At 30.3% G+C, this 20,711-nt stretch carries 22 protein-coding genes, 2 tRNA genes and 2 rRNA genes (1 of these 26 running past the window's edge); 12 read left to right on the top strand and 14 right to left on the bottom strand.

The annotated features are described in order from the left end of the window. The 4 genes from SJY27_RS04590 to SJY27_RS04605 form a co-directional block, all read right to left on the bottom strand. Nucleotides 1–230: ribosomal RNA gene (locus SJY27_RS04590) — 23S ribosomal RNA — on the bottom strand (it extends 2,638 nt beyond the left edge of the window). Nucleotides 231–390: 160 nt separating this feature from the next. After that, nucleotides 391–464, bottom strand: a tRNA-Ala gene (locus SJY27_RS04595). A gap of 101 nt (nucleotides 465–565) precedes the next feature. Then, nucleotides 566–639: transfer RNA gene (locus tag SJY27_RS04600), tRNA-Ile, on the bottom strand. 82 nt (nucleotides 640–721) lie between these two features. Continuing rightward, nucleotides 722–2,239 (bottom strand): 16S ribosomal RNA (locus tag SJY27_RS04605). Together the 16S and 23S rRNA genes with 2 tRNA genes alongside form the textbook arrangement of a ribosomal RNA operon. Nucleotides 2,240–3,417: 1,178 nt before the next feature. On the opposite strand from SJY27_RS04605, the gene SJY27_RS04610 reads away from it, so the two are divergent. The 3 genes from SJY27_RS04610 to SJY27_RS04620 all read left to right on the top strand — a co-directional run bounded on the left by SJY27_RS04610 (nucleotide 3,418) and on the right by SJY27_RS04620 (nucleotide 5,789). Beyond that, nucleotides 3,418–3,939, top strand: coding sequence for a GNAT family N-acetyltransferase (locus SJY27_RS04610; RefSeq protein ID WP_397447083.1), 522 nt, complete (start codon nucleotides 3,418–3,420; stop codon nucleotides 3,937–3,939). A gap of 54 nt (nucleotides 3,940–3,993) precedes the next feature. Then, on the top strand, nucleotides 3,994–4,995 hold the full coding sequence (gene mltG / locus SJY27_RS04615; protein ID WP_397447084.1) for an endolytic transglycosylase MltG: 1,002 nt from the start codon (nucleotides 3,994–3,996) through the stop codon (nucleotides 4,993–4,995). Nucleotides 4,996–5,192: 197 nt separating this feature from the next. Further along, nucleotides 5,193–5,789, top strand: a complete 597-nt coding sequence (locus SJY27_RS04620) for a peptidoglycan-binding protein LysM (protein WP_397447085.1) — start codon at nucleotides 5,193–5,195, stop codon at nucleotides 5,787–5,789. On the opposite strand, the gene SJY27_RS04625 is transcribed toward SJY27_RS04620, so the two are convergent. The 3 genes from SJY27_RS04625 to dnaA all read right to left on the bottom strand — a co-directional run bounded on the left by SJY27_RS04625 (nucleotide 5,790) and on the right by dnaA (nucleotide 8,478). Beyond that, entirely contained in the window at nucleotides 5,790–6,497 is a 708-nt protein-coding gene (locus SJY27_RS04625; RefSeq protein ID WP_397447086.1) for an SAM-dependent methyltransferase, read from the bottom strand. Nucleotides 6,498–6,530: 33 nt separating this feature from the next. Next, nucleotides 6,531–6,983 carry a low molecular weight protein-tyrosine-phosphatase gene (locus SJY27_RS04630; protein WP_397447087.1) on the bottom strand — a complete coding sequence of 151 codons (453 nt, stop codon included), beginning with the start codon at nucleotides 6,981–6,983 and terminating at the stop codon, nucleotides 6,531–6,533. Between the two features lie 67 nt (nucleotides 6,984–7,050). Continuing rightward, entirely contained in the window at nucleotides 7,051–8,478 is a 1,428-nt protein-coding gene (dnaA, locus tag SJY27_RS04635) for a chromosomal replication initiator protein DnaA (protein WP_397447088.1), read from the bottom strand. Between the two features lie 166 nt (nucleotides 8,479–8,644). Here dnaA and SJY27_RS04640 point away from each other — a divergent pair, with 166 nt between their 5' ends. After that, on the top strand, nucleotides 8,645–9,046 hold the full coding sequence (locus SJY27_RS04640; RefSeq protein ID WP_397447089.1) for an acyl-CoA thioesterase: 402 nt from the start codon (nucleotides 8,645–8,647) through the stop codon (nucleotides 9,044–9,046). Between the two features lie 8 nt (nucleotides 9,047–9,054). Here SJY27_RS04640 and prmC read toward each other — a convergent pair whose 3' ends face one another. From prmC to SJY27_RS04655, 3 genes are read right to left on the bottom strand one after another with little or no spacing between them, the layout of a single operon-like run. Continuing rightward, nucleotides 9,055–9,927, bottom strand: coding sequence for a peptide chain release factor N(5)-glutamine methyltransferase (prmC, locus tag SJY27_RS04645; protein ID WP_397447090.1), 873 nt, complete (start codon nucleotides 9,925–9,927; stop codon nucleotides 9,055–9,057). Nucleotides 9,928–9,931: 4 nt separating this feature from the next. After that, complete coding sequence (gene cls / locus SJY27_RS04650; protein ID WP_397447092.1) at nucleotides 9,932–11,356, bottom strand: cardiolipin synthase; 1,425 nt, start codon at nucleotides 11,354–11,356, stop codon at nucleotides 9,932–9,934. A gap of 4 nt (nucleotides 11,357–11,360) precedes the next feature. After that, nucleotides 11,361–11,852: a GNAT family N-acetyltransferase gene (locus tag SJY27_RS04655; RefSeq protein ID WP_397447093.1), complete on the bottom strand. Its 492-nt coding sequence runs from the start codon at nucleotides 11,850–11,852 to the stop codon at nucleotides 11,361–11,363. 52 nt (nucleotides 11,853–11,904) lie between these two features. Between SJY27_RS04655 and SJY27_RS04660 the strand changes: the two genes are divergently transcribed. The 8 genes from SJY27_RS04660 to SJY27_RS04695 all read left to right on the top strand — a co-directional run bounded on the left by SJY27_RS04660 (nucleotide 11,905) and on the right by SJY27_RS04695 (nucleotide 17,418). Next, a complete protein-coding gene (locus SJY27_RS04660) occupies nucleotides 11,905–12,369 on the top strand; it encodes an LEA type 2 family protein (protein WP_397447094.1) in 465 nt (154 codons plus the stop codon). 26 nt (nucleotides 12,370–12,395) lie between these two features. Continuing rightward, the gene (gene ribD / locus SJY27_RS04665; protein ID WP_397447897.1) at nucleotides 12,396–13,442 is read left to right on the top strand and encodes a bifunctional diaminohydroxyphosphoribosylaminopyrimidine deaminase/5-amino-6-(5-phosphoribosylamino)uracil reductase RibD; all 1,047 of its coding nucleotides are present in this window, start codon (nucleotides 12,396–12,398) and stop codon (nucleotides 13,440–13,442) included. Further along, nucleotides 13,435–14,043, top strand: a complete 609-nt coding sequence (locus SJY27_RS04670) for an HAD-IA family hydrolase (protein WP_397447096.1) — start codon at nucleotides 13,435–13,437, stop codon at nucleotides 14,041–14,043. Before ribD ends, SJY27_RS04670 begins: the two co-directional genes overlap by 8 nt. Further along, on the top strand, nucleotides 14,040–14,903 hold the full coding sequence (locus SJY27_RS04675) for an EamA family transporter (protein WP_397447097.1): 864 nt from the start codon (nucleotides 14,040–14,042) through the stop codon (nucleotides 14,901–14,903). The genes SJY27_RS04670 and SJY27_RS04675 overlap by 4 nt, the downstream gene beginning before the upstream one ends. A 134-nt stretch (nucleotides 14,904–15,037) precedes the next feature. Beyond that, nucleotides 15,038–15,643: an IMPACT family protein gene (locus SJY27_RS04680; RefSeq protein WP_397447098.1), complete on the top strand. Its 606-nt coding sequence runs from the start codon at nucleotides 15,038–15,040 to the stop codon at nucleotides 15,641–15,643. An 87-nt stretch (nucleotides 15,644–15,730) separates the two neighbouring features. Continuing rightward, the gene (locus tag SJY27_RS04685; protein WP_397447099.1) at nucleotides 15,731–16,312 is read left to right on the top strand and encodes a Crp/Fnr family transcriptional regulator; all 582 of its coding nucleotides are present in this window, start codon (nucleotides 15,731–15,733) and stop codon (nucleotides 16,310–16,312) included. Nucleotides 16,313–16,381: 69 nt separating this feature from the next. Next, nucleotides 16,382–17,005, top strand: a complete 624-nt coding sequence (locus tag SJY27_RS04690) for a hypothetical protein (protein ID WP_397447101.1) — start codon at nucleotides 16,382–16,384, stop codon at nucleotides 17,003–17,005. 2 nt (nucleotides 17,006–17,007) lie between these two features. Continuing rightward, complete coding sequence (locus SJY27_RS04695) at nucleotides 17,008–17,418, top strand: DUF6326 family protein (protein WP_397447103.1); 411 nt, start codon at nucleotides 17,008–17,010, stop codon at nucleotides 17,416–17,418. A 207-nt stretch (nucleotides 17,419–17,625) separates the two neighbouring features. Here the strand turns inward: SJY27_RS04695 and SJY27_RS04700 are convergent, their stop codons facing one another. From SJY27_RS04700 to SJY27_RS04715, 4 genes are all read right to left on the bottom strand, one after another. Next, a complete protein-coding gene (locus SJY27_RS04700; protein WP_397447105.1) occupies nucleotides 17,626–18,495 on the bottom strand; it encodes a DUF5777 family beta-barrel protein in 870 nt (289 codons plus the stop codon). A gap of 12 nt (nucleotides 18,496–18,507) precedes the next feature. Further along, complete coding sequence (locus SJY27_RS04705) at nucleotides 18,508–19,062, bottom strand: YceI family protein (protein ID WP_397447107.1); 555 nt, start codon at nucleotides 19,060–19,062, stop codon at nucleotides 18,508–18,510. Between the two features lie 11 nt (nucleotides 19,063–19,073). Further along, the gene (locus SJY27_RS04710; RefSeq protein ID WP_397447108.1) at nucleotides 19,074–19,427 is read right to left on the bottom strand and encodes a c-type cytochrome; all 354 of its coding nucleotides are present in this window, start codon (nucleotides 19,425–19,427) and stop codon (nucleotides 19,074–19,076) included. A 147-nt stretch (nucleotides 19,428–19,574) separates the two neighbouring features. Next, entirely contained in the window at nucleotides 19,575–20,672 is a 1,098-nt protein-coding gene (locus tag SJY27_RS04715) for a LytR/AlgR family response regulator transcription factor (RefSeq protein ID WP_397447109.1), read from the bottom strand. Nucleotides 20,673–20,711: the final 39 nt, after the last annotated feature.

Consider the following 20,711-nt stretch of genomic DNA (forward strand, 5'->3'; position numbering starts at 1 on the left):
CCACTACTAACGGAATCACTTTTGTTTTCTCTTCCTCCGGTTACTTAGATGTTTCAGTTCACCGGGTTTGCCCCTTTCGGTACTATGTCTTCAACATAGTGGGTTGCCCCATTCGGATATCTACGGATTATAAGGTATGTGCCCCTCCCCGTAGCTTTTCGCAGCTTATCACGTCCTTCATCGCCTCTGAGAGCCTAGGCATCCGCCATACGCCCTTACTTAACTTATTGTACTTTTTGCTACAGTATCTCTACTGCAACGAGCTCTTTTATATTTTTATAAAATTTACTTAAAATATCTCTATTTTAAATTCTCTATCTTTTTGATTCTTACGATATCATTTTACCAATATGTCAATGAACTTGTGGTCTATATTTAAATTGACCGTTGTGGAGAATATCGGAGTCGAACCGATGACCTCTTGCGTGCAAGGCAAGCGCTCTAGCCAGCTGAGCTAATCCCCCATTTTTCTAGTTGGCAGTCCACAGTTCTCAGTCTGCAGTCGTGAGCCGACTAATTAGGGTGAATAACCACTTCTAGAATTTCCTTAAAATATCAAAATTTGTAGTCCCGGGCAGACTCGAACTGCCGACCTCTACATTATCAGTGTAGCGCTCTAACCAGCTGAGCTACGAGACTATAATAGCTTTGATATTCTTATATTTTAAAATTAACAGCAAAGAGTAAAATTTACCTTTTGTAACTCACCATCTTTCTCTAGAAAGGAGGTGTTCCAGCCGCACCTTCCGGTACGGCTACCTTGTTACGACTTAGCCCTAGTTACCAGTTTTACCCTAGGCGGCTCCTTGCGGTGACCGACTTCAGGCACTCCCAGCTTCCATGGCTTGACGGGCGGTGTGTACAAGGCCCGGGAACGTATTCACCGGATCATGGCTGATATCCGATTACTAGCGATTCCAGCTTCACGGAGTCGAGTTGCAGACTCCGATCCGAACTGTGATATGGTTTCTAGATTCGCTCTCTGTTACCAGATGGCTGCTCATTGTCCATACCATTGTAGCACGTGTGTGGCCCAGGACGTAAGGGCCGTGATGATTTGACGTCATCCCCACCTTCCTCGCGGTTTGCACCGGCAGTCTCGTTAGAGTCCCCATCTTTACATGCTGGCAACTAACGACAAGGGTTGCGCTCGTTATAGGACTTAACCTGACACCTCACGGCACGAGCTGACGACAACCATGCAGCACCTTGTAATCTGTCCGAAGAAAACTCTATCTCTAAAGCTGTCAGACTACATTTAAGCCCTGGTAAGGTTCCTCGCGTATCATCGAATTAAACCACATGCTCCACCGCTTGTGCGGGCCCCCGTCAATTCCTTTGAGTTTCAATCTTGCGATCGTACTCCCCAGGTGGGACACTTATCACTTTCGCTTAGTCACTGAGATAAATCCCAACAACTAGTGTCCATCGTTTACGGCGTGGACTACCAGGGTATCTAATCCTGTTCGCTCCCCACGCTTTCGTCCATGAGCGTCAGTACATACGTAGTAGACTGCCTTCGCAATCGGTATTCTGTGTAATATCTATGCATTTCACCGCTACACTACACATTCTATCTACTTCCATATGACTCAAGTCAACCAGTATCAAAGGCAGTTCCATAGTTAAGCTATGGGATTTCACCTCTGACTTAATTGACCGCCTGCGGACCCTTTAAACCCAATGATTCCGGATAACGCTCGGACCCTCCGTATTACCGCGGCTGCTGGCACGGAGTTAGCCGGTCCTTATTCTTACAGTACCGTCAAGCTGCTACACGTAGCAGTGTTTCTTCCTGTATAAAAGCAGTTTACAACCCATAGGGCAGTCTTCCTGCACGCGGCATGGCTGGGTCAGAGTTGCCTCCATTGCCCAATATTCCTCACTGCTGCCTCCCGTAGGAGTCTGGTCCGTGTCTCAGTACCAGTGTGGGGGATCCCCCTCTCAGGGCCCCTACCTATCGTTGCCATGGTAAGCCGTTACCTTACCATCTAGCTAATAGGACGCATAGCTATCTTTTACCGATAAATCTTTAATTAAAAATTGATGCCAATTCTCAATACTATAGGGTATTAATCTTCATTTCTAAAGGCTATCCCCCTGTAAAAGGTAAGTTCTATACGCGTTACGCACCCGTGCGCCGGTCGTCATCTGTGCAAGCACAATGTTACCCCTCGACTTGCATGTGTTAAGCCTGCCGCTAGCGTTCATCCTGAGCCAGGATCAAACTCTTCATTGTATATCTTAAATATTTTAATGAATAAGTTTCAAAAGAATTACATTAATAAATTAATGCGGTTATTCTACTCTTTGTTTACGCTGTCAATTTCAATATTTTCAATGAACTTGTTGAACTCATAAATTAAATCTTTTTCAACCTAATTACTTTATCCAACTTTGTAGAAACGATAGAATCGAACTATCTGATTTTTTTAATTATCATTCCAAAATTTCTCTGAACGTTTTTGCTATTTGTGTTAGCGGCTGCAAATATATAAACTTTTTTAATTCTGACAATAAAAATTAAAATTATTTTTTTATTTATTTTTTAACCTTAAAAACTTGAACTTTTTTTCCGAAAAATTCGGACTGCAAAGATACTACAAGTTATTTATTTAATCCTAATAAAAATGTATTTATTTTTTTAAAAAAATAAACAATCTTGTTTTTTAAAAACTAACCCAACTTACAAAAATCTTTCAATGAACTGTCGCTAAAATTGTATAACTTAAAACTAAATCGTTTCTCGTTTTTCGCTTAGCGGGTGCAAATATACAACTCCTTTTTAATCTCACAACTATTTCTACAACCTTTTTTGATTTTATTTTTAATCCATAAATTAAATCTCTCTAAAACAATACCTTACATTTTAAAAAAAATAAGCTTTTTTAAGCTTACAAAGCTAATAAACCTAGACCCAAACTAAAACATCTTGATAGACATAGACATAAACTGCATAAACCATCTCTAAAAACACTAGACATAAATCGCAAGTGATCTTCTATATTTACCTTAAAACTTGAAATTATACCTCAAATAAACATACTAAAACTAAATTCATCCCAGATATAAATCAATATCTAGCTCTTTAAAAAACATAATGGCACCCTAAAAACCTTCTTTATAATTGATATGGCTACCTAGTTTTAGTTCAATACCTCATAATAATCATCAATATAATATTATAAAATATCTTCATATTCTTAAAACCATAAAAAAAATCAATCCTAATCTTTACGCATCTTTATCAAAAAAACTAAATCACACGTAAAACAAATCAACTCTAATCTAAATCATTCTAGTAACAATTAAAGTAACTTGTTGTTTAAGTAATCTCTTTAACTAATCAATAATAAAATAAAATCACTTGAAAAATTCAACTTATATTTGAGAAATCATCTTTAAGAAGAAAAGTAAATGTCTTTATGTAGATCAAAATTATGTTTGAGACCTATTGAACCAGAAGATTTGGAATTTTTATATCCTATTGAGAACAATGAATCTTTTTGGGAAGTAAGCCATACACAAACTCCTTTTTCTAGATATGTTTTAAAACAATATTTAGAAAATGCTCACTTAGATATCTATGAAACCAAACAATTTCGTTTTATTATAGAAAAAGTATCTGATAAAAAACAAATAGGAATGGTTGATTTATTCGATTTTAATCCTCAACACAACAGAGCTGGAGTTGGTATTTTGATACACCCTTATTATCAAAACAACGGTTTTGCTTCTGAAACATTAACTATATTGATTGATTATGTATTTTCTTATTTGAATTTACATCAATTATATGCGAACATTACTTCTGACAATTCTAAAAGTATTTCTTTATTTAAGAAACATAACTTTACACCAATTGGTATTAAAAAAGATTGGATATTTGCGAAAGGAAAATATAAAGATGAAATTTTATTTCAATTGATAAAAGAGTAATTTTGCAACATCACAAGAAATTTAAACACATTGACTAAAAAAATTATATACATTTTGGGTTTCCTTTTTTTATTAGGAGGAATTTTAGGATACAACTATTATCAAAAAATATTTGGTGCAGCAATTACCGTTGATTATGTACTTTATATAAAGTCTTCTGACAACTTAATAGATGTTAAAGAAAAAATAGCGGATTATTCTAAAAACCCGAATACTTTTTTATGGGTTTCAGCAAAAAAGAATTTTTCTGAACCAAAAACAGGTCGTTATTTATTAAAGAAAGGAATGTCTAATAATGATTTGGTAAATATGTTGCGCAGTGGAAATCAAACTCCGTTAAAAATTTCGTTTAATAATCAAGATACTTTAGAGAAGTTTGCAAGTAGAATAAGCGAGCAATTGGCTATAGATTCTACTGAAATTGTACAATCTTTTACAAATTCTGATTTTTTAGAAAAAAACAAACTCACTGAAAAGTCGGTTTTACAAATATGTATCCCTAATAGCTATGAATTCTATTGGACGGTTTCTGCAGATAAATTTAGAGATAAACTTTTAAAAGAATATCATCATTTTTGGAATAATAGCAGGCTACAAAAAGCAAAGGCTTTAAAATTATCTAAGAGTAAAGTAATTACATTAGCCTCTATAGTGCAAAAAGAAACTGCCAAAAAAGAAGAAAGACCAATTGTTGCTGGTTTGTATTTAAACCGATTAAATAATGGATGGCCATTACAGGCTGACCCAACTATAATATATGCAATTAAAGAAGTTAAGGGACAAGATTATATTGTAAAAAGGGTATTAACTGTAGATTTAAAAATTAATTCGCCTTACAATACATATATAAATAGAGGCTTACCTCCTAGCCTTATTGGAATGCCAGATATTAATACTATTGACGCTGTATTAAATGCTGAAAAACACGATTACTTTTATATGTGTGTTAATACTGACAAACTTGGCTATCATAAATTTGCTAAAAGCTTAGCGCAACATAATAGAAATGCTGCTAAATATCATAGCTGGTTAAATAAACAAGGTGTTAATCGTTAAAAAATCTACTTTATTTTAACCTAAATACTCATCATTTCATTAATCATTTCGTAAAAAGAAACGATTTAGTAATCCAATTCTCTTAAAATTTTCACACTTTATCGAGCTTATTTACAATTTTAGCGAAATTAAAGCACTGATAGTCAATAAACTCAAAATATGTTTTAGATTTGCGGTCGTAAAACAAAAGGATTAGTATGATCAAAAAGTTTTTATTTTTAGCAAGTTTGACTTTACTTTTAGTTAGTGCAACTAAAATTGGTAATAGTACAACTACCAAAGTAAAAGTCATTAAAAAAGAAGTTTCGTTACCTAAATATGTAGATTATAACATACCATATTTAGAAAGAAATTTTATTGCTTTTAAAGAGGCTGTTGCTTTTAAAGAATCGCAAGGAAGATATAGAGTTGTGAATACTTTAGGCTATTTGGGCAAATATCAATTTGGTAGAACTACATTAGAGCGATTTAAAATTTATGATACCCATGCCTTTTTAAAAAGCCATGAATTGCAAGAAAAAGCTTTTGCAGCTTTATGTAGTGTGAATAAATGGATTTTAAGAAAAGACATTAAAAGATCTGCAGGTAAAACCATTAACGGAATTAAAATTACTGAATCTGGGATATTAGCGGCTGCACATTTAAGTGGTGCTGGAAACGTAAAAAAGTTCTTAAGAAGTAATGGAGAGATTCGTTTTTCAGATGCCTATGGTGCTACAATTCAACATTATATGAAACGCTTTGCCAACTACGACGTTTCTAAAATAATTGCAGACAGAAAAGCAACTATTTAATTATTTATCAATAATAAAAATAGCAGGTTTTTTATGCAAATTAGGCTGTTGATTCTTCCAGTCTTTAATAGACATTGTTTTAATAAATTCCGAAGGCAGTGTAATATCTACAGCAACACACAAATTAGTTTGAGGAGAAAGTGTTGATTTTAAATCGGCAAACATTTTTTCATTTCTATAAGGTGTTTCAATAAAAATTTGAGACTGATTTTTATCTCTAGCCAAACGCTCTAAGTCTTTTATTTTTCTTTTTCTATCTCCTTTATCAATAGGCAAATAACCATTGAAAGCAAAATTTTGTCCATTAAAACCAGAACTCATCATTGCCATTAAAATAGAACTTGGCCCTACTAAAGGTACCACTCTTATATTTTTTTGATGTGCTAATTTTACAATACTAGCTCCTGGATCTGCAATTGCAGGTACACCTGCTTCTGAAAGTAAGCCCACATTAAAACCTTGAGCACAAACATCTAGGTATTTTTGTGTTTCCTCTTCTACTGCATACTTATCTAACAACTTTATGGTTAAATTGGGTTGTTGCTTTTTAGGAGATATTTTTTTAATAAACCTTCTTGCTGATTTTTCATTTTCAACAATATAATAGTCAATTTGTTCTATTACTTTTTTTACTGATAAAGGCATTACCTCTAAAGGCTCAGTTTCTTCACCTAAAGTGGTGGGGATTAAGTATAATTTACCAGTCATTTTAAAATTTTAGAATACTAAATTACAAATAATTTAAGACAATTTAGATGCAATAACATCACAGGCATCGTTTAACATATTGTATACGTTTTCAAAACCTTGTACACCACCATAATATGGATCTGGTACTGATTGATTTTTATTAGGATGCAACTCATTTAAAATTAAATACACCTTACTTTTGTCTTCATCACTTCTAGCCAACCTTAAAATATGCTGACAATTGCTTTCGTCCATAGCATAAATACAATCGAATGCATCAAAATCTGAAACTTCAAACTTTCTTGCTGTTTGATTTGTAATATTTATTCCGTTGTTTTTAGCTACTTTAATAGATCTTTTATCGGGCAAATTACCCACATGATATGCTCCTGTACCAGCAGAATCAACAAAAACATTTTCTGAATTAACTTTAGATTCTAAAATACCTTGTGCCAATGGCGAACGACAGATGTTGCCCAAACAAACCATTAGTATTTTTTTCATAGCAATGTAGAATTTAATTGTTTTAATAAAGCACTAAAAAAAATTATGAACTAAAAAATTTAAACAGTTAAAACGTTAATTTTTTTGTCAAATCATCTACATACTTTTTAAACTGCTTATCTGTTTCAGTAAGATTGTCTACAGTTTTGCATGCATGTAAAACAGTTGCATGATCTCTTTGCCCAATTTGGTTACCAATACTTGCTAAAGATGTTTTTGTTAATCTTTTTGCAAAATACATTGCCAATTGACGCGCTTGTACAATATGGCGTTTACGTGTTTTAGATTGTAATGTAGCTACATCCATATCAAAATACTTTGATACTTCTTTTTGTATGTAATCTATAGAAACTTCTTTTTTGGTATTTTTTACAAACTTATCTACAATTTGTTTGGCCAACTCTATAGAAAATTCTTTTCTATTGAATGAAGCTTGTGCAATCATAGAAATTAAAACACCTTCTAACTCCCTAACATTAGATTTTATATTTTTAGCAACATATTCTACTATATCATCTGGCATTTCTACACCATCTCTGTACAATTTATTTTGCAATATAGATATTCTAGTTTCGTAGTCTGGTGCTTGTAGTTCTGCAGATAAACCCCATTTAAACCTAGATAATAAACGTTGTTCTATATCTTGCATATCTACAGGTGCTTTATCAGAGGTTAAAATAACCTGTTTCCCATTTTGATGCAAATGATTAAAAATATGAAAGAAAACATCTTGAGTACCAGCTTTACCAGATAAAAATTGAACATCATCAATAATTAATACATCAATCATTTGATAAAAATGAATAAAATCATTTCTTGTGTTCGACTTTACAGAATCTATAAATTGTTGTGTAAATTTTTCTGAAGATATGTATAAAACTGTTTTATCTGGATATTTATCTTTAATATTAACCCCAATTGCGTGTGCCAAATGTGTTTTTCCTAAACCTACACCACCATATACTAGTAAAGGATTAAATGAAGTTCCACCTGGTTTATTAGCCACTGCCATACCAGCAGAACGTGCCAACCTGTTAGAGTCTCCTTCTATAAAATTATTAAAACTATAGTTAGGATTCAATTGAGATTCAATCTTAACCTTTTGTAACCCAGGAATAATAAACGGATTTCGTAACTCTCTTTTACTAGAATCTAAGGGTACTGTAACTCTTTGCGGTTTTAACGGGTCTCTGTTAGAACTTGGTATTTTTACGATTTGAGGCCTATTGCTGCTGTAATTATTTTCCATCTTAACATCGTAAATCAACTTGGCTTCATTGCCCAATTGTCTTACTAATGCAACACGTAATAATTTAATGTAATGCTCTTCTAACCATTCGTAAAAAAATTTACTTGGTACTTGAATCGTCAATGCTTCACCAGACAGTTTCACCGGTTTTATTGGTTCAAACCAGGTCTTGTAGGCTTGAGGCTTAATATTGTCCTTTATAAAGGTCAAACATTCAGTCCAAACGGATTCAGCAGTGTTATTCATGAATTATTTAAGTGATTTTTTGATTAAATTGTTAGGCTATATAGACCTTTATACCCTTTTTCTAAAGCACTACAAAAATGTGAATAAAAAACAGTATAAAAAAATCTATTTGCTATTGATTATTAATTATTTTTTACGTAGAATGGCATAAAATATTATACTTAATATGTTAAAAAATTCATTCGTAAATACTAGAGTACGTTATTCAGAAACCGATCAAATGGGAGTGGTTTATCACGGAAATTATGCACAGTTTTTTGAACTGGGCAGAACTGAGTGGCTTCGAAAACTTGGGGTAAGTTACAAAGATATGGAATTGAATGGAATAATGCTGCCAGTAATTTCTTTAAACTGTAATTTTATTAAATCTGCAATTTATGATGATGTTTTAACCATAGAAACTATTTTAGTTAAAAAACCAATGGTAAAAATTGCGTTTGACTATAAAATTACTAACCAAAATAACGAATTGATTTGTACTGGACATTCTGTTTTGGCTTTTATGAATCGTAAAACTTTAAAACCTACAAGATGTCCAAGCCATTTATTGGTAAGTTTAGGGTTTTAGCATTCGTGCTATAATGTAGCTTTTATCATTCTATAATTATGAAACAAATCTTTTCGTAATTTAATGTTTTGAAATCCCTTTTGTTTAAGAAGTGCTACAGTTTCTTTACTTAAATATTGATTGATTTCAAAAAAAAGCATTCCGTTTTTAGACAAATGTTGTTTAGCGAGTTCAGCTATTTTAGCGTAAAAAATTAAAGGATTATTGTTATCAACAAAAAGGGCTAAATGTGGTTCGTTTTCTAAAACATTTTTTTGAATTTCAGCTTTTTCTAATTCTCTAACATATGGAGGGTTTGATATGATGATATCATATTTACAATCTAGTTTACTCAGGTTTAAAATATCACATTCAATAAAGTTGATATTTACTTTGTTTAAAGTCGCATTTTTTGCTGCCACTTTTAAAGCATCCGAAGAAATATCTATTGCAGAAATAGTAGCGTTAGATAAATTTTTAGCCAACGAAATGGGTATACAGCCAGAACCTGTACCAATATCTAATATTTGTAAGCATTTACCTGCTTTATCTTTTATTTTTTGCCTTTTGACTTTTATCTCTTCCAGCGTCCATTCAACTAATTCTTCAGTTTCTGCCCTTGGAATTAGCGTATTTTCATCAACTAAAAAAGGATATCCATAAAACTCTGTTTTTCCTATTATATATTGTATGGGCTCTTGTTTCTTTAATCTTTGTAAAACCGCTTTTAGTATAGACAATTTATCTTCATCAATTATAAAATTGGGTTTCAAAACAGTATCAATTCTTTCTAAACCTAAATACGTTTCTATTAAAATGAAGAAAAAAGTATCTATTTCTGTACTTGGATATATTACTGAGAGTTCTTCAGTAAAAAATATTTTGAATTGTTTTAATTTCATAATACTACAATAATGGGCTTAAAAAACGACACAAACGCTCTAAGGTTTTTTGTTTGATAGATCTTTTATTAAATGTTTCTAAATGAATTTGAGTGGCTTTATTTTTTCTTTCATCAAACTCTTGCCTAATTTCGGCTGTAATTTTATCATCATATAAAATTACATTCAATTCATAGTTGTGTTCAAAACTTCTACAGTCAAAATTGGTTGAGCCTACAGAAGCAATTTCATCATCAATAAAAATAACTTTACTGTGAGAAAAATCATCTCTTAAATAAATTTGCACACCTGCTTCTAATAAACTTTCAAAATAAGAATACATACTATAGGTTGCAATCTTAGAATCTGTTTTTTTGGGCAATAACAATGTTACTGCTATGCCACTTAAAGCCGCAATTTTAAAAGCCTCTAAAATTGAAAATGTTGGCACAAAATAAGGATTTAAGACACAAATACTTTTTTCTGCTAAATTTATAAAACTTAAATATTGTTGCATTACAACTGATTGATTATAATCTGGCCCACTAGCAACTACTTGAAGTTTTGTATCGCCTTTAGTAGCAAATGTTGATGTGTATTTTTTGGTATTGGTTAGGTTTTTATAGGATGCATAATAAAAATCGTTTAAAAAAGATTTGTGAATTGAATGAACCCCACTACCTTTTATTTGTAAATGTGCATCTTGCCAAATGCCCAAATCTGTATTTTCTGTAATATATTCATCAGAAATATTTACACCACCTGTAAAGCCAATTTTATTATCGATAATTGCTATTTTTCGATGATTTCTAAAGTTTAATGAAAAAATAAAAGACCCATATTTAAATGGTGTTTCAGGATATAACTCTACACCAATATTTTTAAGTTTTTGTTTTGTTTTTTTCTTTAAATGAAAACTTCCTATAGAATCGTATAAAATTCTAATTTCTACATTTTGTTTTCTTTTTTCTTCTAAAAGTTTGATAATTTTATTGAGTATCTGCCCTTCTTCTAAAATAAAATACTGTAAATGAATAAATTTTTCAGCACTTTTTAAGGCTGCAAATAATGCTTCAAAAGTTTCTTTTCCGTTTTTTAAGAGGGTAACCTCATTATTTTCTTCTACAGTAGCATTCGTAGTGCTGTAAATTAATTGAGAAATCTTTTTTTGCTTGTTGGTGTCAAAAAAATTAGTGTTAAGATTCTTTTGCGATTTTATAGTTTTTTTAATAAAATCCTTTCTTTTTTTTGTTTCTTTTAGTTCAAAAAATTTAATTTTTCTTCTATTAATTCCGAAAATAACAAAGCATAGCACGCCTAAAAACGGAAAGAATAATGTAATTAAAATCCAGCTTAAAGATTTTGAAGGTTTAACCCCAAAATATAAAATATTATAGAATGCCCAACAAAATAAAATAAGATGTAAACTGCCTAAAAAATAGTATAACATCAAATTAAATTTTCTTAATCATCCAAACATTACAAGAATAATGGCTGGTATTACCCATGGGCGCATTTAAATTTTTAAAACCATATTTTTGATATAGTTTTACTGCTGCTTTCATGTAGGGTAAAGTTTCTAAATAACAATTTTCGAAACCAAATTCTTTCGCTTTTTCTAAACATACAGCAATCAGTTTTGCTCCTAACCCTATGCCTCTAGCAACTGGTAAAAAATACATTTTTTGCAACTCGCAAATATTACCCTCAAAATTATCTAATTGTGCAATTCCTGCACCACCAACTACTTCATTATTGTATTCTACTACAAAGTATGTTGCCTTTTCTTTTTGATAAGTTTCAAACATTTGGTCTGTAGCTTTATCTTCATAAGCAGTGCCAATTTTAGGTGCACCCATTTCTAGAATAACACTACGTATTACTTTAGCCAATTGCGAATTGTCTTTAGATGCTATTTCTCTTATGATAAAATCTTCACTTGTCATTTATTACTGTATTTTTGCAAGAGCAAGTTACCTATTTTTTAAATGATTTTTAATGAAAAAAACATTCTATTTTTTTGTTTTATGTATAATAGCTTTTAGTTGTTCTGTTAATAAAAAACCAGTTTTTATAAAAATTGACCATCTACAATTAATTAGTGTAAAAGCAGATACTATACGTTTAAAGGCAGATGCCTTTTTTCAAAACCCAAATGATGTTGGTGGCAAAATAGCTACTGATGAAATTAAAGTAATGGTTAATGATACTGAAGTTGCTTTAGTTTCTTCTGATTTATTTGAAGTTCCTGCAAGAAATGAATTTACAGTTCCTCTAAAAGTGGTAATTCCGACTAGAAAAATTTTTGAAAATCACAAAAACGGAATCTTAGGTGGTTTATTAAATTCGGTATTTAATAAATCTGTTAAAATACAATTTAAAGGAAATTTACAATATAAAGTTTTTGGGTATTCTAGTGATTATCCTTTAGATATTACCCAAAATATAAAAATTAAACTTTAAAAATCTATTTACCCTAAAAACCTACTATTATTACTCACGAATTTTACATAAAAAGATGTTTGCAACTAGCAAAAAATGGAATTGGGACTACCAGACCAAATCCTTCTGTTGGTGCTGTTATTGTGCATCAACATAAAATTATTGGCGAGGGTTTTACTTCTAGTTATGGATGCAATCATGCAGAAGTGAATGCTGTAAATGCCGTTGAAAATAAAGCGCTTTTAAAAGAAGCAACCATTTATGTTACTTTAGAACCTTGTTCGCATTTTGGCAAAACACCTCCTTGTGCAGATTTGTTGGTAAAACATCAATTAAAAAATGTGGTAATTGGTTGTTTAGACACCAATAGTTTAGTAGCAGGAAAAGGAATTGAATGTTTACAAAAAGCTGGAATTAATGTAATTGTGGGTGTTTTAGAAGAGGAATGTAAAATACATCACAAACGATTTTTTGCCAATCAGAATAAAAAAAGACCCCATATTATTTTAAAATGGGCTGAAACTCAAAATGGTTTTATTGCTCCATTAGAAAAGGATATTCAGGCTCCAATTTGGATTTCCAACAAATATTCGCAACAATTAGTTCATAAATTAAGAGCAAAAGAACATGCTATTTTAGTGGGTACAAATACAGTTATTGCTGATAATCCCTCATTAAATGTAAGAAGTTGGACAGGCAACAATCCAATAAGAATTGTTTTGGATGCCAATCTTAGAATTCCTGAAAATTTGAATGTTTTTGATGGGAGTGTGAAAACGATTGTTCTAAAAGATAAAAGACAAAAGACAAAAGACGAAAGACGAAACTTGGTTTTTGAAACTATTGACTTCACTAAAAATATATCTGAACAAATTTGTGAAGTTTTACAAAAACACAACATCCAATCTGTAATTATTGAAGGTGGTACACAAACTTTACAGACATTTATTGTTGCCAATTTATGGGATGAAGCGTTTGTTTTTATTGGAGAAAATGTGTTTAAAAACGGAATAAAAGCGCCTATTTTATCAGCAAAAATAACATCCGAAGAAAAAATAAAAAACGATACATTAAAAATTTATACAAATGATTAAGAACATCATCTTCGATTTTGGAGATATTTTTATCAACTTAGACAAACAAGGCACCTATAAAGCAATGGCTAATTTGGGCGTTACTAAAATTACTCCAGAAATGATGGAAGTATATCAAAACTATGAAAAAGGATTGATGACTACTCACGCATTTATATCCTTTTTTCATGAGAAATTTAGAATTCCTAATGACAAATTAGTTGAGGCTTGGAATGCTGTTTTGTTAGATTTTCCAAGAGAGCGTTTAGATTTTTTAAAAAAACTAGCCACAAGTAAAAAATACAGACTGTTTTTATTGAGTAACACCAATGATTTACACATAAAATCGGTTATAAATTCTGTTGGTGAAGCCTTTTTTAATGAGTTTAAAAACTGTTTTGAGCAATTTTATTTATCGCACGAAATCCATTTTAGAAAACCAGATGTAGAAATTTATGAATTTGTAATCAACCAAAATAACTTAATTGCTAACGAAACTTTATTTGTAGACGATTTACAAGAAAATACAGATGCAGCAAACACATTAGGCATACAGACTTGGAATTTGATTCCGAATCAGGATGACGTAACTGAGTTATTTTTAAAAAACAAACTCGATTGATTTACTTAATACTCAGCATCCTAATTTCTACAGGATTATTTGTTATTTTTAAATATTTTGGCATTTATAAGGTTGATGTTCTAAAAGCAATTTTCATCAATTACATTGTTGCTTTTATTATGGGTTTTACTTTTGCAGAACGAAATTTTTCTGTGTTAGAAATCCCAAATCAACCTTGGTTTTTAGGAGCTTTATGTTTGGGAGTTTTATTTGTTTCCGTATTTTTTGTAATGGCAATGACTGCTCAAAAAAACGGCGTTTCTGTAACTTCTGTAGCAGGAAAAATGTCTGTAGTAATTCCTGTTTTTTTTGGTGTTTTTTTATATGATGAATCCATAACATTTTTAAAAGTACTCGGAATTTTAATTGCACTAATTGCTGTTTATTTAGCTTCTGTTAAAGAAGATAAAAAAGCCTCTAAGCAAGCTGGCTTGTTATTACCCATTCTATTATTTTTAGGCTCTGGAGCTATAGATACCATTCTAAAATATGTAGAAGTTACTTATGTACCTAAAAATGATGTTTCTATCTTTTCTGGAAGTTTATTTGGAATTGCCGCTTTTATTGCTGCTGTAATTTTGATAATTAAAGCCATTAAAAAAAGAGAAAACTTTGGCTTAAAAAACATCATTGCTGGTATTGTTTTGGGAGTTCCTAATTATTTTTCTATCATATTTTTAATTAAAGCTTTGCAAACAGAAGGTTTTGAAAGTTCTACGTTATTTACCATTAATAATGTTGGTATTGTTATCGTTTCTACTCTTGTAGGTATTCTTTTGTTTAAAGAACAATTCAGCCTAAAAAATAAAATTGGTGTGGCTTTGGCTATTTTAGGAATTGTAATTGTAGCTTTGGCTTAAATCTAATTCTTATTTTTTGCCACGAATTCTTGAATTTTTCAGTAATTCTTTTTTAGATGAGTTTAAAATTTATGTATCCTTGGCTCTAACTAAAATTTAAATTTATTCTTACACTATTTTTTACTAAATTGAATATGGAAGATTGTTACAAAACCATTCTAAACCCCTCTAAAGAAACGCTATTTAAAGATAGAAATAGTAAGTTTTTTGGCTATGCTTTTCCTGTTTTTAATGAGGATGATGTAAAAACTTGTTTAGAAATTTTACGCAAACAACATCATTCAGCGCGTCATTTTTGTTATGCGTATCAAATTGGTATTGAAGATATTAAATACAGAGCAAATGATGATGGTGAACCAAATAATTCTGCTGGTTTACCTATTTATGGGCAAATTCAATCTTTTGAAGTCACCAATATTTTGGTAGTTTCTGTACGTTATTTTGGAGGCACAAAATTAGGTGTTGGTGGTTTAATTAATGCGTATAAAACTTCTGCTCAATTAACTTTGGAAGCTTCTGAAATTGTAGAAAAAACCATTGCTGTTTTTTACAAGATTAGTTTTAATTATGATATGATGAACAAAGTAATGCGCATCATCAAAGAGAAAAACATTACGATTACTGCTCAAAAATTAGAATTGACTTGTGAATATACCATCTCTATTAGAAAAAAAGAGGCGAAAGCAATTTTTGATATTTTCAAGAATTTGTATAAAGTGGAAATAAAGGTTTTGGATTAGATATTTATTTTTTAAAATATTTAGATTTGTCAATGGTAACTACTCCTAAAATATTTTGACTACAATTTGTAAATAAAAGTCTAAAAAATGAAAAATTTATTAATAAATTACATATCAGAGCATATAGAATTAAATGAAGATGAAAAAAATGCAATTGATTTGCTAAATATTTTTCATTCATTTAAAAAAGGAGAAATTCTTCTAAAAGAAGGACAAATATCTAATAAAGGATATTTTGTTTTAAAAGGCTGTGTTCGTTCTTACTATATTATTGATGGAGAAGAAAAAACAACAAATTTCTATACCGAAACTGAAGGTATTACTCCTCACTGTGTAATTAATAATAAACCCTCTGAATATTATTTAAATTGTGTAGAAGATACTATAATCTTAATTTCTAACGCTGATATGGAAGCTGAAATGTTTGAAAAATTCCCAAAATTTGAATCACTATGCAGAATTCTTTCAGAAAAACTTTTAACTAAAAAACAAATTGACTTAGATAAATTTAAAATTTCTTCGCCAGAACAACGCTATAAAAATTTATTAAAAAATAGACCTGATTTAATTCAACGAATTCCTCAACATCAATTAGCAAGTTTTTTAGGGATAAAACCACAATCTTTAAGCAGAATAAAAGCAAGAATTTTAAAAAATGACGAGAGATAATTGGTTTACTTAACTAAAGTGAACGTTTTTAACTTTTCTTGAAATGTAAATTTGCATCAAAAAAAATAAATGATGCATAAAACCAAATCCATTTCACTGTTAATTTTTCTACTTTTTACTTCTCTAATTATAAATGCGCAATACACTATAAAAGAAATACAAACAAAACGATGTTTTATAGGAAGTAGCGCATTTGTATTAATGAATTTAGACTCCGAAGAACGTCCTGATTATGCACAATTAAATATTGGATACAGAATTACTGAAAAAGATGCCATTTCTTTAGAGTTAAAAACATGGCGTTATTTTGAACCTTTAGGAATCCCTTATGGTAAATCAAAATCTGACCCCAATGAAAATTTCCCTGGTTTTATTAGAGAAAAAGGATTTGCCTTAGCCTATCAAAGATTCCTTTGGAAAGGACTTTATGCAGGTTTTCACGTAATGAATGCTTGGCAAGATTTTATAAATATAAAAGATCAAAAAATTGATACTGGTTTTCAAATTTTTAATACCTATCGAATTGGTTATCACGTTAAACTTTTTAAAGCAAACTTTTTTATAGAACCTTCATTAGCCATAACACATCGTCCTTATCATACTAAAATGCCAACTGAATTTAAAAAAATGGACGATAAATGGTCTAAATTTTTTTTTGCAGAACCTGGTTTACATTTTGGATTTAATTTTTAAAAATGAAAAAAAACAACTATTTACTATCGCTACTTTGGGTATTTTTAACAGTAAACTACATCTTTTGCGATGTGTTTTCTTTATATCATTCTAAGTTTTTAAATGAACTCTTAACTGGTACCATTGATGGAATTGAATTTACAGAATCATTTCTTTTAGGTTTTTCTATAATTATGGAAATACCCATGCTTATGATTATTCTTTCAGTACTATTAAAAGCTAAAACCAATCAAATTATCAATATAATTGCTGCAATATTTATGATTATAATTCAGGTTGGTAGTTTATCAACAGGAAAAAATAGCCAGCATTATATTTTTTTCAGTAGTATCGAAATTGGTGCTTTGCTATTTATAATTTACAAGAGTTGGGTTTGGTATACACAAACCCAATCTTCCATTAAAAAATCGTAAATGGATGTTCACTTAAAAAATTAAAAACCTACAATACGAAAACTGGGTTTCTAATAATTTTAATAAAGTGTAAAAACAGCGTTTACATTATTTTTTACACTTTATAATTTCTATCAAACATCGTTTTTAGGATACTGATTTTATCTCACCTGAATAAAAAATACAATCTGATTCATTTTTTGCATTCGCAGAAAGAAGCGTTAAGTGTTAAAAAGTTCTAGAAATATTGAAGCCAAAGTGAATGTCTCCTCCAAAAAAATCACCTGTATTTTCAGCTATAAAACTTTTTTCAATCATGGTAATTGCATTCGATAAAATCAACTGAAATACATGTCCTCCTGTTTCAATATCTACACCAAAAGCAAGCGAATTTCTGGCATCAATAGAAGTAGATTCATCAAAAGCCCAATAGTATTCGCTATTTAAAGATACGCGTTTGCTCAATTTTATTCTTCCACCAAAACCTACAGCAAAAATGCTATGAGGGTCTGCAACGTCTCTTACTGTATTTCTGTGAATATAGGTTGGTGTTAATTGTAACGATAAAGATTGATTGAATTTTCTCGCAATCAAAACCTGACCAACATAAGATAAGTTTTCAGAAAAAGTTCTTTCAGCTATAGGAAATTCTTCATCTTGTGTTTTAGCGGCTATACTTCCAAAAGCGGAAATTGCCACAGGAAACGATTTTTCGCCTTTACGTTGTTTTACTAAACTGTATTTAAAAAAAGAGTCGAATGTTTTCTCGAAACTGCTTCTACCTAAACCCACTGTTAAATTATCTGTTAAACCATATTCTAAAGCAAAACGTATATTAGATTGATCTAAACCAAACAACTCGTCAAAACCTAAATTTATAGCACCAAATCTATGAGAAATGATAAACTCTAACTCTTTGTCTTTTCTATTTTCTATAGAATGGCCGTTTAAAATTCGCGTACCTTTAAAGGTAGCTGTTACAATATCTTCTGTTTTATTTTCTGGAGTTTCTTCATCTAAAATATTAAACAAATCATCTTGACTGTACAATGAAATACTTATTGAAAATAGAAAAACAGCTAGTAGTATTTTTTTCATCTTTGGTAGTTATTATTTCTTGTATGGTTTGTGATTAAAGTTGAAAGTTACTTTTATATTTTCTGCAATTTTCATGAAAACAATTTTTGGTATTTTAATTTTAAAATCTTCTAAGGCCACCATAAAATTGCCAGAAACTTTAATAAAATCTGCGGTTTTAATGCAATTCGCTTTTATTTCTATAGCTTTAGTTACACCATGAATTGTAATTTTTCCTTTAACCGTAAATTCTTTAGAGTTTTCATCCATGGTATTAAAATTTAAAATGTTACCTTTAAACATAGCTGTAGGATAAATATCTGACTCTAAATAGTTTTCGTTAAAATGCTCTTGCATTAATTTCTTTTTAAACTCAAAATTCTTGATGCTAATTTTTATAGCCATATCTCCTGTAGTAGCGTCTATAATACTAGACACTTTATCATTATCGGCTGTAATATCTTCTAATGTTGCTTTAGAGAAAAAATTAATTTTACCAGAAGTTGTAATATATCTTTCTTGAGCACTAGTATGCAGTATTAAAAATAACAGGCAAACTGCGCTAATCCATATTTTTTTATATTTCATCATTATATATTTTAATTATTTTGTGCTCCTGCATCTACCCAACAACTTATTGCTAAAATATCAGCATCACTCAAAGGGCTGCCTTGAGGCATTCTTTTGGTTACAACTTCTTCTTTTACAATTGCTGCATTTGCACTTATACCATTATAGGTTGATAAATTAGGAAACTGACCTCCATTATGGCAACTTACACAATTGCTATCAATAATAGGTTTTATGTGCGTTGTAAACGTAATATCTGCACAAGGATTTAAATTACCTAAATCAATTTCTTCCACTTCATCTACATTTGTTAAACAGGACGAAAGCAATGCCATTACAAAAAATAGCAAAAACGATGTTCTAAATTTATGGATGCTCTTCATTTTAGTTGGTTTTTAAATTATATACCAAAGTAACTAAAATAAAGGAGTTTATAAACTATCTTGTTGTACGAAAAGGAAATAAAAATAGTTGAAAAGGAAAAAAAAGAGTTTAAAGGATAACAATTTTATCAAAAAAAATTAAAAAAACTACATATTAAGCCATTGTTTAAACTCTGCTGCTTTGTTTTTACTGATAATAATTTCTTCTGATGTTTTAGATTGCAATACTATTTTTAACTGACTATTACCGTATTTTATAATCTTGTCTATAGCTGTAATACTAATAATAAATTGTCTATTCGCTCTAAAAAATAAGCTGGAATTTAAATTGGTATACATATCGTCTAAACTCATATTTGTAGTAGAGCGTTTACCATCAAAACAAACTACGTAAGTAATTGTATTTTCTGTATAAACGTAAGCAATATCTTTAATAGCAACAGGTACCAACTCGTTTCTAACATAGGTAAGTATCCGTTCTTTTTCTTTGTCTTTATCTTTTTCTGTAGATTTTTCAGGTTCTATGTTAACAGGGGTTTCAGCTACCTTTTCTTTATAAGAAACCAAATCTGTATTCAGTTTAGATAGATTTACAACTTCGGATGTTAAAGTAGAATTTTTCAACTCTAATTGTTTTTCATAAGCACTACCAATAATACGTACAGCTAGAAATGATAGTACAATTACCAGAATTCCCATCACCAAAAAAATAAGGTAAAAATTATTTTTTAAAGCACTCATCTGATTTTTAATACTGTTTAGATTTACATTCGCTGCTACAATTAAATCTGACTTTTTTACAGGAGCAATGTAAATAATTTCTGAAGATGCAGAATTGCTATGTGCTACTAAAATATCAAATAAGTCATCAGAATTATTTTTTTCTTTTAAAGATTCTAATAAAGTTTGATTAGAATTTACCAACTGCCCAACTTGTGTTTTATCTGGATTAGCAACTTCTTTGCCTCCCCAATTCATAACACTTATAAACCAATTATCTGAATTTGAATTTTCTATAATTGCTTGAATATTTTTTACTATAGCGTCTTTTTCTATACCAGATGAGAGTTGAAAATCGATAAGTTTAGCGATTTCGTTTGCCTCTCTTTTACTAGATTCTACTTGCACTTCTATCAATTGGTTTGCACTAACTTTTATAAAATATGTAGATGCAAAAAAAGCTACCAACATAAAAATAGCAGCAATAGATAAAAACGTTAAAAAATAAAGTTTATCTTTTTTCATACGAATATTAAGAGTCGAAATATACTACTATTCTTTTCT

It is taken from the genome of Polaribacter sp. R77954, from assembly GCF_044595335.1.
Lineage (GTDB): Bacteria > Bacteroidota > Bacteroidia > Flavobacteriales > Flavobacteriaceae > Polaribacter.